Genomic DNA, 12,621 nt, shown 5'->3' with positions numbered 1-12,621 from the left:
GGCTGGATTATCAGCCACGGCCCGGCGGATTAGGTTAGTGCCCAACAAAGACACGCAAACCGGCAATCCCTGTTGTTCAACCAGGCACCGTCCGCCTGAGCACCCACGGCATCCCGATCGATGCCCTCATAAGGAAATACCCATGACTCAGCACCTGTTCCAACCCCTTGCGGTCGGCCCCTACACCCTGGCTCACCGCGTGGCCATGGCCCCGCTGACCCGCTCCCGCGCCGGCCAGCCGGGCGACCTGCCCACCGCCATGAACGCCGAGTATTACCGGCAGCGCGCGAGCGCCGCGCTGATCGTTACCGAGGCCACGCAGATTTCCCGCCAGGGCCAGGGCTACGCCTGGACCCCGGGGATCTACAGCGATGCCCAGGTGACGGCCTGGCGCCAGGTGAGCACCCAAGTGCACGAAGCCGGCGGGCTGATTTTCATGCAGCTGTGGCATGTGGGGCGTGTCTCTCACCCGAGCTTCCAGCCCGACAACGCCCTGCCGGTGGCGCCCAGCGCCCTGCCGGTTCCTGGCAAGACCTTTATCGTCGACGACGAGGGCAACGGCGTCTGGGGCGATGTGCCGGTGCCACGCGCCCTGCAAGTGGCGGAGATCGCGCAGATCGTCGACGACTATCGACGCGCGGCGCGTAACGCCCTGAAGGCCGGCATGGACGGCGTGGAAATCCACGCAGGCAACGGCTACCTGCTCGACCAGTTCATCAACAGCAACAGCAACCAGCGCGAGGACGCGTACGGCGGCAGCGTGGAAAATCGCGCCCGCCTGCTGCTGGAGGTCGTGGCAGCCGTCGCCGATGAGGTGGGCGCCGAACGAGTGGCGGTACGCCTCACTCCCATGGGGCGCTTCATGGGCATGGGCGACGCAACGCCCGAGGCCACCTTCGGCCATATCGTCCGTTCCCTGAATCGCTGGCCCCTGGCCTACCTGCACCTCGTGGAACCGGCCGTGGTCGGCACCGTCAAGGACGAGAACTTCGACCCGCGCTGGGACGCGATCATCGGGCAACTGCGCACAGAGTGGAAAGGCGTGCTGATGCTCGCCGGCGGCTACGATCCACAATCGGCGGAGCAGGCCCTGGCCGCCAACCGCGCCGACCTGATTGCCTTTGGTCGCCCCTTCCTGGCCAACCCCGACCTGCCCCGGCGGATCCGCGACGGGCTGGCGCTGAACACGCCAGACCCAAGCACCTTCTTTGGCGGCGACCAGCGCGGATACATCGACTACCCCGTTCATCCATAAGGAGCGATCCCGTTAACCCTGCTCCCGGGTTCATCGAATCGGCCGCGCTTGCGGGGGCGGCCGATACTCGGCGTGCAAAGGACCGCTTCGGCTTATCGGGACTCCTCGGGGCTGGTCTCGCCTGCCGGGCTGGACGCGATAGCCTGCCGCAGCGTTTCCAGTGTCGCGGGCTTGAACAGAATCTGGTCCATCCCGGCGGCCTTGCATCGCTCCACCGCCCTCGCCTCGATGCTGGCCGTCAGGGCAATGATGCGACAGCGTGGCAGGCCGCTGTGGGATTCCTCCCAGCGGATCCGCCTGGCGAGCTCGAAGCCATCCATCCTCGGCATCATGCCGTCCGTGAGCACGATGTCGAAGTCCGCGCTCAGCCAGCGCTTGAAGGCTTCCTGCCCATCTTTCGCGACCACCACTCGATGCCCCAGGGTTTCCAGCTGGGTGTTGAGGGTGACGCGATTGAAGGCGTTATCTTCGGCCAGCAAGATGGACAATGGAGGCACTTCGGCAGAAACGGGCGGCTCCTGCTGCGCAGCTTCGTCCTCGATAGCGGCTGGAGGGTCGCAGATGGGCAGGCTCAATTCGAGGCTGAAGCAGGATCCTTTGCCAGGTTCGCTACGCGGGTCGATCTTGCCCCCCATCAATTGCACCAGGCGGCGGCTGATGTTCAGCCCCAACCCGCTTCCGGATGCCTGCCCCGCGCCTGGCATGCCCACCTGTGAGAAGGGCTTGAACAGCTTGTCCATGTCTTCGGCGCCAATGCCGATGCCCGTATCGATGACATCGAGGTCCAGGCGCAACCTGTCCCCTTCACGGCGGGTGCGAGCCTGGAGGGTTACGCCGCCACGCTCGGTGAACTTGATGGCGTTGCTGAGCAGGTTGAACAGCACCTGCTTGAAATGCAGCGGGTCCAGTAGCACCCATGCCTGCAACTCGCCTTCGACCTTGACGTCCAGGGTGAGGCCTTTTTGTCGCGCCATGCCAGTGACAACCGAGGCGACGCCTTCAATCTGGTTGTTGATGAGCACCGGCTCAGGAAACGAATCAATCTTTCCGGACTCGATGCGAGCAATATCCAGCACATTGCCCAGCAGCGACAGAAGCCCCTGGGCCGCTTCCTGGGCCACGGACAGGGATACGCTGTCGGCCTCCCCCTGTTTCGCCCTCAGCAGCGCGAGCTCCTGCATGCCGATGATCGCGTTCAGCGGCGTGCGTATCTCATGGCTCATCGTCGACAGGAAGACACTCTTGGCCTGGTTGGCGGCCTCGGCCCGCTCCTCGGCGGCCCTGGTCCTGCAGACTTGGCGTCGCAGGTAGAACGCCCAGATCAGCGAGATGGCGATCAGGGTCGCGAAGAGGCCGCCCAGCTGGAGAATCTTGTCGCGATGGTCGCGCCAGAAGTCGCTCCCGCCCCTGGCGAAGCGCGGCGCCCAGGCCTGGACTATGTCCGCGACCTCTTCCGGTGTGATTGCCAGCTGCGCCTTCTCCAGGATGCTGCGCAACTCCGGCTGGTTCTTCGCCACCCCGATGCCGATGGGCGTGGAGATATTCTGCAGGATCCCGGTGACCTGGATGCGATTGTCGAAATACTGGGCCGACAGATAGCGGCCGGTGTAGTCGCTGCTCAGGTACACCTCGTTCTGCCCCGAATCGACCGAGCGCATGGCCTCGAGGAACGTGGGGTATACCTTGAGCTGAATTGCCGGATAGTCACGTCTTATCGTATCGATGAAAAAGTAGCCTTCACCCGTCGCCAGGGTCTTCCCATTCAGATCGGCAAGCCCGTTGAAACGCCGGCCGGCGTGACGGCCAGCACTGGTCGCGGTCATCAATACGGTGGAGCTGCGCAGGTACGCCGGCAAGACATCCAGTGGCGTCTCGAACAGCTCGGACTGAGGCATGGCCGGGGTCAGAAGCGCCCGCCCCTCGGCGATAAGTTTATTGGTTTCCAAAGTGTTTGGCGTGCCCAGGTAGGCGAACTTCAGGCCACTGCGCTGGCTGATCAATTCCAGGTAGTCGCGGCCAATGCCGGTGACGCTGCGGTCCCGTCCCAGCTCGCCCAACGCCCCGAGCGAGTAATTGATGGCCACGGGCACCTGCGGGTGGCTGTCCAGCCAGCGCTGTTCCGCGGGCGTCAGCTTCACGCGCGCCTCGTCGATGCTCAAACGGCGGCCGGCGCTCCAGCTGCGCAGGATGTCTTCCCCATAGCGCCTGGATATCCTCGGTATTGCCCGGTCGATAATGCCCCTCAGCGGCTCGTCTCCCGGACGCAGAAGGAAGCGGAAGCCCCGACTGTCGACGGGAGCGAAGTTGTCGATGCGCAGGCCCAGCAGGTAATGGGTTTGCATCAGGTAATGCGAGGACACGGCATCCCCCAACACCGCGTCTACGTCCCCCAGCACCAGCGCTTCGAGCGCGTGTTGAGGCGAATCGAAAAACTCCACCTGGCTATGGGGGTAAGCCTCCCGTACCGCCTGTTCCTGAAGATAGCCGACAGTCATTCCCAGAACGGTACCGGCCTGGCCGGGATCGAAGGGCTGGGCCTGCGAAGTCACCAGCACCGGCCGGTCAGATAGGTAGGCTTCGCTGAGCAGCAGGCCATTTTCCCGGCCTTCGACATCGCTGCCCGCGCCCAGCAGGTCGATCTCGCCACTGCGCAAGGCCGCCAGTGCGGATGCCCGCGACGAGTAGGCGCGCACCTGCGGCGGCCGTTCGAACATCAGGGCCAGGTAGTCGGCGGTGATGCCCTGGTAGCGATCGCCATTGAGCACTGACAGGGGCGGATAGTCGAAACGCACGACCCCGACCCTGAGCGGCCCTCGCCCTTCCAGCCACTGCCGCGCCTTGGCGTCCAGCCAGGGATGACTGCTTGTGGTCATGCGACCGGACAACGTGATGTCCTGCGCCTGAGCCGGAAATATCGGTGAAAGAAAACCCAGCAACAGAATGCCAATAGCTGCGAGGGACCTCAGTAGCATGGGGAACCTTCCTTGAGGTACTTGCGAAACGAGGAGCGGTAGACGCGACCCGGCAGGCAGCCCCTGCGAAGTCGTCGACAGTCTTGCGTATTTGCCGGGAATTTTAGGCGTTAGTGGCGTGCGGGAACATAAAGGATGGCCCCGTACGCCCCAGTTCGTCAGATACAGCTCTCAAGCTATGTGCTCCCGGGTAAAATGGCATAATATGCCAATGATCGAAAAAACCTGTTTGCCCAGAGCTGGAGCTAATTATGGCGACGCGAAACGTTGTGCTCACCCCTCACCAGGACCAGGTTATCCAGGACCTGGTGCAGTCCGGCCGTTATCAGAATGCCAGCGAAGTGATGCGAGAAGGTTTGCGTCTATTGGAGCAGCGCATCGCCGAAGACACTGCCAAAATTGAGGCCCTGCGCCAGGCGACCTCGATCGGCATCATGGACCTTGAACACGGGCGCTTTACTCAGTTGAACGAAGGGGATCTGGAGCACTACCTCGAGGGCTTGAGCCTTGAGGCAACCCTCCCCGCGAGAGAGAAACACTGAGCATGCCGCAGTACCGGATTTCCAACGCGGCGCGCGCCGACATTGTCGACATCCTCAGGCTCTCCCAGATGCAGTTTGGCGATCAAGCACGCCAGCGATACCAAGCGTTGATACTCGCCGCGTTGCAAGATATCGCCAGCACGCCCTATCGCATTGGCAGCCACGACCGCGATGAGCTTGCACCGGGCCTTCGCAGCTATCACCTCATCTACTCACGCCAGCAGGCTAAACACCCCCATGGAACGGTCAAAAGCCCGCGCCATGTCGTATTCTATCGCGTGGCAAACGACGACGTGATCGAGGTCGTCCGACTCCTTCATGATGCCATTGAGGTGCAGTTGCACCTGCCTACCGACTGACGCGCTCGAACGTCCAGCGCAATGCATGTCACGCTGAGGTATTTTTCAGGCACAAAAAAGCCACTCATCTGAGTGGCTTTTTCTGAATCTTGGAGCGGGAAACGAGACTCGCATCTGGTTCCCTACCCATTGAAATCTAAGGGTTTTCTCTTCTTGCCGAAACAGAAAGAGACTTAATTCTGGACTTGTTTTCAGGGGGCATCAAGAGCAGCAGAGCATAGAAAAAGTGAGCGTCGGGAGCGGGTTCGAGCAATCAGGTATCGGGCTGTTGCTTCTGTTCGGTAGTGTCTGCTGCGGAGGAGCCGTTGTTTTTGGTCTGGGCTGTCAAGGTCTTCTGCGCGGCTTCAGCGTGCGCCTGCGCATGGCTGGCCTGGAACGCCTCCCAACGGGCGCGGGCCCGGTCAGAGCCGTCTTCGGCAACGGCGGCGATAGAAGTAACGGAGAATAGGCAGGCAATGACAAGTGTGGAGCATTTCATAGGATCAAATCTCCTGAGGTGATAAAGGGAAGAGCCGCTTGGGCTAAATGAAAGTTATGGATGGCGCTTTAGGAAGTGTCGTTATCAACTGACCGTTAAGTGCTCATAATAAAAACACTCCATCAGTTTTCGTTCGTGCAATTTCCTTGAACCTGATAATCCAGAACATGCTCCCGCCCCTGATGGTCCAGATAATCCAGACGCGCGGGAACCACACCACACTGGTCCGGGATTTGAGTCATGGATATGATTTTTGCTACATCCATATGAACGTAGAAGCCGGTCTTGTCGTGAATCACCGGTGAGCTCTCGGTAGTGTCGGCAAACGCTGAACCGGTGGTGAGCAATGCAGCAAATCCAAGCATAAGCAATTTCATGAAGGTATCTCTCTAGTGGGAAGTTGCTTGTTAACTGGTAATGGGCCCACAGCAACTAGCAAGTAACTCGGTATGGGCCGGTGAATGGCTCGAATTCATCCTCCCACTCTCCCCCGCTATGCACGATGACATTTTTTGCATGCGCGCCATGCCCCATAGGCATGGATTTTTTACCTCCCACAGCCCCAACAAAAGCGTCAAAGCCCTCCGCACAGTTGCACCGCGCCAATACATATCAAAAAGGCATGCGACATATCGAAAACAAGCAATGGCGCATAGCTCAGCAACAGGTGACGATATGTCACACCTCATTGGTGCTGCCTGGCACCACTCGGTGACCCGCACATTCCACTTCAGCCCGCTTGGAGCCTCACTGTGAAAAAAATCTTGCGCATCGCCACCGCTCTCGGCTTGGCGGCACTCTCCACCGGCGCATTCTCCGCTACGACCAGTTACGACACATCGCACTCCATGGGCATCCAACTGCTCGGCTCTGGTGGCCCTATCTCTGACGACGCCCGGGCTTCATCGGGCGAGATTGTCTGGATCGATGGCAAGTCGCGGCTGCTCATCGACGCCGGCGGCGGTACGTACCTGCGCTTTGGCCAGGCACATGCCCGGTTGGAAGACCTGCACTTCATCGGCATCTCGCACTTTCACACGGACCATAGCGCCGACTTGCCCGCCATCTTGAAGGGCGCGTACTTCATGGCTACGAGCAACACAATTGCACTGGTCGGTCCGGACGGGTCTGACTCGTTCCCAAGCATGACGGCATTCTTCCATGACACGTTCGGTGCCAAGACTGGCTCGTTTGCCTACCTCGAGGGTCTGCATGATGGCAGCGATGGGTTGAACCTAAAGGTCAGCCCGATCATCAATGTGGATCGCCACGCCGAGAAAGCGTCCCTCGTTTATCAAGACGCCGAGGTCAAGGTATATGCCTACGGCATTCCGCACGGCGATGTACCGACCCTGGCGTTCCGCATCGAGGGCAAGTACGGCACGATCGTGATCTCCGCGGATCAGAACGGCAGCCGTGCCGGATTCATCGATTTTGCCAAGGGCGCCGACATCTTGGTCATGCCGGCTGCCATCGACGACGACGCCGACACCACCTCCAAGTTTCTCCATGCAACGCCAACGGTCGTCGGCAAGATCGCCGCAGCCATCAATCCCAAGATGCTCGTCCTCAATCATTTCATGGGCAAATCCCTGAAGAACAAGGAGAGCAACATCGCAACCATCAAGCGCTACTACCACGGTCCGGTCTACGCAGGACGTGATCTGTCGCGCTTCGAAATGCCATGAACCAGGAGTACCCCATGAAACACACACTCGCACTCTCCATCGCCGTTGCCTCTCTCGCCTCGTTCGCTGTCATCAGCCAGCCGGCGCATGCCAGTGAAGCCCCGCCACCGGCCATTGCCAAGACCACCAAGGGTGGCGGCAAATGTGCCAGCGGCAAGTGCGGCACCGAGAAGATCTACAGCAAGGCCAAGATCAATCAGGACCCACAGGATCGCCTGGTCCGTACACGTGACGGCAAATGTGGTCTGACCGCTCAAGGCTACGACGTAGCCGAAACGCCCCTGAAGAAGCTCGCCGAAGGGGTCTGTGGCCAATGATCATCCAAGGACGAGGACTTGGGCTGCGGCGTGAGTTTGCCTTGCCTCTCGCCAACGGTCCGGTTCGGACTGACTTCGACTTTTTAGAAGTCGTACCGGACAACTGGATGGGGTTGGGCGGAGAGAGCAAGGAACACTTCGACGCGATCGCGGGCAAGTATCCGATGGTGGCCCACAGCTTGAGCCTGTCCATCGGCGACGCACAACCACTGGATATGGACTATTTGAGGGCGCTGAAGATCTTCTTAGACAGCTACGACATTGCGATCTATAGCGATCACGTAAGCATGTCGCGCGATAGCCGCGGCTACCTGTACGAGCTGATTCCTGTGCATCGCACGCAGGCGAGCCTGCAGCTAATGGTCGACAAGGTCAAGGCGGTGCAGGACTACCTGTCCCGGCGTATCGCATTGGAGAACATCTCCTACTACTACGATGAGGAGGGGCAGATGGCCGAAACCGAATTCATCGCTCGGCTGGTCGACGCCTCGGGCTGCGGGCTGCTATTGGATGTCAATAATGCGTATGTGAACGCGCGCAACCACGGATCCGATCCGCGCGCATTCATAGACGCATTGCCGACGGACGCGGTGACCTACTTTCACGTGGCCGGTCATCTCGATAATGGACCTCAAGGGCGGGTCTTGGACACCCATGGAACCGATGTTTCGGCTGCCGTGCTGGACCTGGGTGCCTATGCGGTTCATCGATTCGGCGAGCGGCCCATTGTGCTGGAGCGCGACAACAATATACCCAGCCTCGACGAGCTATGTGAGGAGCTGCGCGGCATCCACCAGGCCATGATCGGCTCGACGGGGAATCTGCAATGAATTTTTGCATCGCCCCGGATGTCGCCAGCGAAGCTGAGCGCCGGTGCCAGGCTGTGCGTCGCGGTGATCTCGGCCCGTATGGCGAGTTGGTCCGTGCGAACGCGCAAGAGCTACTCACCACGATGTTCCCACGGTTTGCCCAACATCGCGGTGCCGAGCACCTGCGCCAGGATATCGACGCATTCTATAAATGCTTTGGCGCAACGCGGGCCGAATTCATTCACCTCGCGACCGAATTTGTCCGCTTCATGCAGCCGCGCCTGCCAGCGGGTATCGGGTGCCCCCTTATCGAGTACGAATGGATGTTGTTTGACGTCGAGGTCGATAAGACCCCAGTTCCCCGTCCCCATGGAGGGGGGGCTCGTCGCCCGACCCACCTTCGCCTCAACCCCACCGTGCGATGGCTGGCCACTCCGTTTGACCTGCACGCGGACGACCGACTTGCGGAGCAAGCGCTGCTACACCACGACGCGCCTTGTGCCTATGCCGTCTTTCGCACATTCGACCATAGGGTCGTGACGCAACGGCTTTCAAATCACGACATCGCAGAACTGTCCACCTTCGCGGGTGGTGAGCGGCTCGTATCTCCAACAGAGTCAGCACACTGGTTCACGCACGCGCTTGGGCACGAACTCATTACTTCACCTCACGAATAGTAGGGCATCGCCATGGCTAAACTGATCGCACTTCTCAATCGCGGCCTCGAAAAGTCCAAAAAGCTGGATTTCGTAGCGCTACTTTCCATCCGTCTGTATCTGCTGCCCACCCTCTACGAGGGTGCCCACGCCAAAGTCACCGGCTTCAGTGGCCTGGTCGAGTGGTTCTCCACCCCAGTGGCCCAAGGCGGCCTAGGCATGCCCTTGCCCACGCTGATGGCAACCCTTGCTACGGGTACCGAAGTAGCAGGGCTCATTTGCATCGCTTTAGGCCTGTTCACCCGTATCGTCACCATTCCATTGGCGATCTTGATGACCGTCGCCGGCTTGTCCGTGCATTGGGCGCACGGCTGGGCCGCGATCGCCGGAAAAACCACGGAGGCAAGCATGCGCCTCAGTGGTCTCATGACCTGGCTGCAGCACTCCTTCCCGGGCCGCTTCAACTATGTGACGGAACTGGGGGATCCAATCATCCTCAACAACGGTATCGAGTTCACGGTGACCTATGCGGTCATGATCATGGTGCTGTTCTTCTATGGCGCAGGTCGCTATGTCAGCGCCGACCATTGGCTGGCCAAGGTCTTCCCGCGCTGGCCAAAATGACCAAGTGCCTGGCACAGCGGCTCGATCCAATTCAGGGTCGCTATGCCAGCCACTTGGTCAATGTCGCCGGGCATGTCCGTCAACGACCGACGACGGGTAACAACTAAACCCAAGCGGTGTTCTGAGGGTTCCATTTGAATAGCTTTTGGGCAGAGTTCACCGCTCTGCCCTTTTCTTGCCCATCGTTTGCAGTTACTGCTCGAGCAAAGAAAGCAATTCGCGCTCGGCCGGCCCATCAGGCACGGCCACGCGACGCACAATGCTCAACGTCCGGCGAAGCGTGAGCTGCGCGCAGGGTAAAGGGATGAGTACGTCGTTGGCCAATTCATCCGCGATACTGATGGCGGGCAGCCAGGCAATGCCGCCGCCATGAATGGCAGCCTGCTTGATGGCCTCGGTGTTGCCAAACTCCATGATCGATCCTTGCCGCACGTCCAGATCTTCGAGTACTTCTGCAATCAATTCGCGCGTACCCGATCCCACCTCGCGCATCAGTAATGGCTCGTCATTGAGATCCCGGGGTTTGATGGCGGTAGCATCGGCCAACCGGTGCCACGCGGCCACTACCGGCAACAAATCGTCCTCGCGAAAATGGGTCGCGGTCAAACCGTTTATATGCAAAGGACCTTCAATGAAACCCAGCGAGTAGCGCATGTCCGCAACGGCCTGAGAAACCTGTTCAGTGTTACCCACGAAAAGACTTACCTTCACACCTGGATTGTTACGGCGAAAACGTGCAAGAACGCGCGGCAACATATAGGTACCGATGGTGTTGCTTGCTGCTATGGATAAGTGTCCAATCTTGGCGCTTGCCAGTTCCTTCATCGCCAGGTCAGCTGTTCTGGCAATATCAAAGAGACGATCGGCATATTCGGCAAGCACTTCGCCGGGGTGGGTCAAACGCATGCCACGCGGTTGTCGCTCAAAGAGCGTCAGACCGAAGCGCTCCTCCAGTTTGCGCAATTCGCGAGACAAAGCCGGTTGCGAGATGTGCAACGCCTTTGCGCAGGCAGTAATGCTGCCGGTTTTGGTAATCGTGTGAAAGATTAAGAGATGATGAAGGTTCATATAAGCGAAGAAAGAATGGCTATGAGCGAATGCTAGCGGGTACTCAATCTATCCAGGATCTGGGCGATGCAGTCAGCGCAAGCTATAAAATCGAAGTGACATAACAGCGCTGAGCTGAGCTGACACCGTGGCTAAGCAAGTCAAACAATTGCGCGATATTAGCCTATCCGCTACTCCCCGCACATCGCCCCGCCATAAGTAGTTCCAGCCAGAATAGAAACACCGCCCCATGTCCGGAGTGCTTTGAAGAAATCGAGGGCGATGGAAAGTATTTTGTAAATTTAATTGATCAGGGTTTGAAAACAACAGGTCATACCATGGGGGATCGTAAAAATTCACTTTACCTGATGTTCGATCCTAATGGCTGTTCGGGTCGCCCCTGCTCAGGTCCAGCGTGCCACGGGGGGAGGACAGGACCGAGGCCAGCAAAATCATAGGCGTACCTGAGTTTCCATGAACGCTCGTTGGGTCCGTTGAAGTCCGGAGTACTGCTGGGAAAACGGTGTTTCCAAATGCGGTGGACGAGCAGTGATACACATCAGTGGTCTTTTCTGCGGATGAGCCATCAACTCCCGGGCTCCATTGGCAAAGTCCCGAGTCTCAGTTTCTGCCGCTCGACTACAAAACGGTTTAAATGAAAGCCCCGCAGCTATCAGACTAGCGCCCTGGAGAAAGACACGGCGCTCGGTATTGGTTCCGTTATCAGTGGGCATAAGCTCTGCACTCTCCCCCCTGCCCAGCGGTCCCCCTCTTCATCATTAGCCGCAAAGCTGGTTATTCGGCCATTGCTCACCGCATAGGTGGGCCCCTTTACCCAGACAGGCTTGCTAATATGAAGCCCTTTTCGTAACCGAGGGAGAGTCATGAACAGGGATACGCTTGAGCAGAACCAAATACCGATCTATTTCATAGCGGTCATAGTCGCAGCAACCGGCGGATTGATATTCCCCTCAGCAGCACAAGGCCTGAATGGGCTGGTAACCCCTACAATCGCTGTGCTGATGTATGCGATGTTTCTGCAAATACCCTTCCTGGATCTGCGTGAAGGGCTTAGCAACAAACGTTTCATGTCGGCGCTTCTCATCGCCAACTTCGTACTGATTCCGCTATTGGTTTGGGGCATCACCAGGGGCCTTTTAGACCACCCGGCCATACTCGTTGGCGCGCTATTGGTACTGCTGACACCCTGTATCGACTACGTGGTGGTATTCACTCACATTGGCAAGGGCGACTCGCGCGCGATTCTTTCGGCAACCCCCGGTTCTACTGCTACTCCAGCTTGTTTTGCTGCCCGTTTACCTGGTCTTCATGCTGGGTGGGCAGTCCGAAGTCGTAATCTCCATCGGCCCGTTCGTTGAAGCGTTTCTTCTTCTGATCGTCGCGCCACTATTTTTGGCGATCGCTACAGATGCGGCTGCCAAACGGTCGAACATTGTCGCCAAGTGGAGCGCAGCGTGGGCATGGTTACCCGTTCCAGCAATGGCTGTCGTTCTGATCGTGGTGGTCGGATCTCAGATCTCTTCGGTGGTTCGCGACATCAATCTGCTCGCTCCAGTTATCCCCGTGTACATTGGCTTTTTGATTTTGGCACCTCTGGTGGGGGTTTTGGCGTCAAGAGCGGCCAAACTGCCAGCCACCACTGCGCGAGCAGTCACCTTTAGCTCATCGACTCGAAATTCCTTGGTTGTTCTGCCTCTGGCTCTAGCATTGCCTGAAGATATTCGGGGGCTCGCTGCCGCAGCGGTGATCACACAGACATTGGTCGAGCTGGTAGGTGAGCTGATCTACATTCGGGCAATACCGGCACTCGTTTGGCGAGGAAAAACCCGTCTTGCGTCGACAAACTCCTAGGT

The 12,621-nt window shown here is 58.9% G+C and carries 12 protein-coding genes and 2 pseudogenes; 9 read left to right on the top strand and 5 right to left on the bottom strand.

Annotation, left to right across the window (positions count from 1 at the left end; all coding sequences use genetic code 11):
* Window positions 1-142: 142 nt before the first annotated feature.
* Window positions 143-1,255 (top strand): alkene reductase, encoded by a 1,113-nt coding sequence (locus H0I86_RS13965; protein WP_180925461.1) that lies wholly within the window; start codon window positions 143-145, stop codon window positions 1,253-1,255.
* A gap of 92 nt (window positions 1,256-1,347) precedes the next feature.
* On the opposite strand, the gene H0I86_RS13960 is transcribed toward H0I86_RS13965, so the two are convergent.
* The gene (locus tag H0I86_RS13960; RefSeq protein ID WP_180925460.1) at window positions 1,348-4,227 is read right to left on the bottom strand and encodes an ATP-binding protein; all 2,880 of its coding nucleotides are present in this window, start codon (window positions 4,225-4,227) and stop codon (window positions 1,348-1,350) included.
* Between the two features lie 251 nt (window positions 4,228-4,478).
* Here H0I86_RS13960 and H0I86_RS13955 point away from each other — a divergent pair, with 251 nt between their 5' ends.
* A complete protein-coding gene (locus H0I86_RS13955; protein ID WP_180925459.1) occupies window positions 4,479-4,769 on the top strand; it encodes a type II toxin-antitoxin system ParD family antitoxin in 291 nt (96 codons plus the stop codon).
* 2 nt (window positions 4,770-4,771) lie between these two features.
* Window positions 4,772-5,128 carry a type II toxin-antitoxin system RelE/ParE family toxin gene (locus H0I86_RS13950; RefSeq protein ID WP_180925458.1) on the top strand — a complete coding sequence of 119 codons (357 nt, stop codon included), beginning with the start codon at window positions 4,772-4,774 and terminating at the stop codon, window positions 5,126-5,128.
* Between the two features lie 253 nt (window positions 5,129-5,381).
* On the opposite strand, the gene H0I86_RS13945 is transcribed toward H0I86_RS13950, so the two are convergent.
* On the bottom strand, window positions 5,382-5,606 hold the full coding sequence (locus tag H0I86_RS13945) for a hypothetical protein (RefSeq protein WP_180925457.1): 225 nt from the start codon (window positions 5,604-5,606) through the stop codon (window positions 5,382-5,384).
* A 122-nt stretch (window positions 5,607-5,728) separates the two neighbouring features.
* Window positions 5,729-5,983 carry a DUF2790 domain-containing protein gene (locus tag H0I86_RS13940; RefSeq protein ID WP_180925456.1) on the bottom strand — a complete coding sequence of 85 codons (255 nt, stop codon included), beginning with the start codon at window positions 5,981-5,983 and terminating at the stop codon, window positions 5,729-5,731.
* Window positions 5,984-6,358: 375 nt separating this feature from the next.
* On the opposite strand from H0I86_RS13940, the gene H0I86_RS13935 reads away from it, so the two are divergent.
* From H0I86_RS13935 to H0I86_RS13915, 5 genes are read left to right on the top strand one after another with little or no spacing between them, the layout of a single operon-like run.
* Complete coding sequence (locus H0I86_RS13935) at window positions 6,359-7,294, top strand: MBL fold metallo-hydrolase (protein WP_180925455.1); 936 nt, start codon at window positions 6,359-6,361, stop codon at window positions 7,292-7,294.
* Between the two features lie 14 nt (window positions 7,295-7,308).
* Window positions 7,309-7,611, top strand: a complete 303-nt coding sequence (locus H0I86_RS13930; RefSeq protein WP_206429736.1) for a hypothetical protein — start codon at window positions 7,309-7,311, stop codon at window positions 7,609-7,611.
* Window positions 7,608-8,441, top strand: a complete 834-nt coding sequence (locus H0I86_RS13925) for an MbnB/TglH/ChrH family RiPP precursor modification enzyme (protein ID WP_180925454.1) — start codon at window positions 7,608-7,610, stop codon at window positions 8,439-8,441. The genes H0I86_RS13930 and H0I86_RS13925 overlap by 4 nt, the downstream gene beginning before the upstream one ends.
* On the top strand, window positions 8,438-9,097 hold the full coding sequence (locus H0I86_RS13920) for a putative DNA-binding domain-containing protein (protein WP_180925453.1): 660 nt from the start codon (window positions 8,438-8,440) through the stop codon (window positions 9,095-9,097). Before H0I86_RS13925 ends, H0I86_RS13920 begins: the two co-directional genes overlap by 4 nt.
* A gap of 12 nt (window positions 9,098-9,109) precedes the next feature.
* Window positions 9,110-9,700 (top strand): HvfX family Cu-binding RiPP maturation protein, encoded by a 591-nt coding sequence (locus H0I86_RS13915; protein WP_124321180.1) that lies wholly within the window; start codon window positions 9,110-9,112, stop codon window positions 9,698-9,700.
* Between the two features lie 192 nt (window positions 9,701-9,892).
* On the opposite strand, the gene H0I86_RS13910 is transcribed toward H0I86_RS13915, so the two are convergent.
* On the bottom strand, window positions 9,893-10,768 hold the full coding sequence (locus H0I86_RS13910) for a LysR substrate-binding domain-containing protein (protein ID WP_180925452.1): 876 nt from the start codon (window positions 10,766-10,768) through the stop codon (window positions 9,893-9,895).
* Between the two features lie 415 nt (window positions 10,769-11,183).
* Window positions 11,184-11,265, bottom strand: a pseudogene (locus H0I86_RS13905) (OprD family outer membrane porin); the annotation flags it as partial.
* A 366-nt stretch (window positions 11,266-11,631) separates the two neighbouring features.
* Between H0I86_RS13905 and H0I86_RS13900 the strand changes: the two are divergent.
* Window positions 11,632-12,619, top strand: a pseudogene (locus H0I86_RS13900) (arsenic resistance protein).
* Window positions 12,620-12,621: the final 2 nt, after the last annotated feature.

Source organism: Pseudomonas chlororaphis subsp. aurantiaca (assembly GCF_013466605.1).
GTDB classification, from domain to species: domain Bacteria; phylum Pseudomonadota; class Gammaproteobacteria; order Pseudomonadales; family Pseudomonadaceae; genus Aquipseudomonas; species Aquipseudomonas chlororaphis_I.
Note: the sequence above shows the minus strand (reverse complement) of the source record. Positions and strands in the feature narration are given on the sequence as shown.

Excerpts from the sequence above, each read along its gene's own strand:
- H0I86_RS13950 (WP_180925458.1), top strand. The coding sequence starts at position 4,772 with ATGCCGCAGTACCGGATTTCCAACGCGGCGCGCGCCGACATTGTCGAC.
- H0I86_RS13945 (WP_180925457.1), bottom strand. The coding sequence starts at position 5,606 with ATGAAATGCTCCACACTTGTCATTGCCTGCCTATTCTCCGTTACTTCT.
- H0I86_RS13940 (WP_180925456.1), bottom strand. The coding sequence starts at position 5,983 with ATGAAATTGCTTATGCTTGGATTTGCTGCATTGCTCACCACCGGTTCA.
- H0I86_RS13965 (WP_180925461.1), top strand. The coding sequence starts at position 143 with ATGACTCAGCACCTGTTCCAACCCCTTGCGGTCGGCCCCTACACCCTG.
- H0I86_RS13910 (WP_180925452.1), bottom strand. The coding sequence starts at position 10,768 with ATGAACCTTCATCATCTCTTAATCTTTCACACGATTACCAAAACCGGC.
- H0I86_RS13925 (WP_180925454.1), top strand. The coding sequence starts at position 7,608 with ATGATCATCCAAGGACGAGGACTTGGGCTGCGGCGTGAGTTTGCCTTG.
- H0I86_RS13930 (WP_206429736.1), top strand. The coding sequence starts at position 7,309 with ATGAAACACACACTCGCACTCTCCATCGCCGTTGCCTCTCTCGCCTCG.
- H0I86_RS13960 (WP_180925460.1), bottom strand. The coding sequence starts at position 4,227 with ATGCTACTGAGGTCCCTCGCAGCTATTGGCATTCTGTTGCTGGGTTTT.
- H0I86_RS13955 (WP_180925459.1), top strand. The coding sequence starts at position 4,479 with ATGGCGACGCGAAACGTTGTGCTCACCCCTCACCAGGACCAGGTTATC.
- H0I86_RS13920 (WP_180925453.1), top strand. The coding sequence starts at position 8,438 with ATGAATTTTTGCATCGCCCCGGATGTCGCCAGCGAAGCTGAGCGCCGG.
- H0I86_RS13915 (WP_124321180.1), top strand. The coding sequence starts at position 9,110 with ATGGCTAAACTGATCGCACTTCTCAATCGCGGCCTCGAAAAGTCCAAA.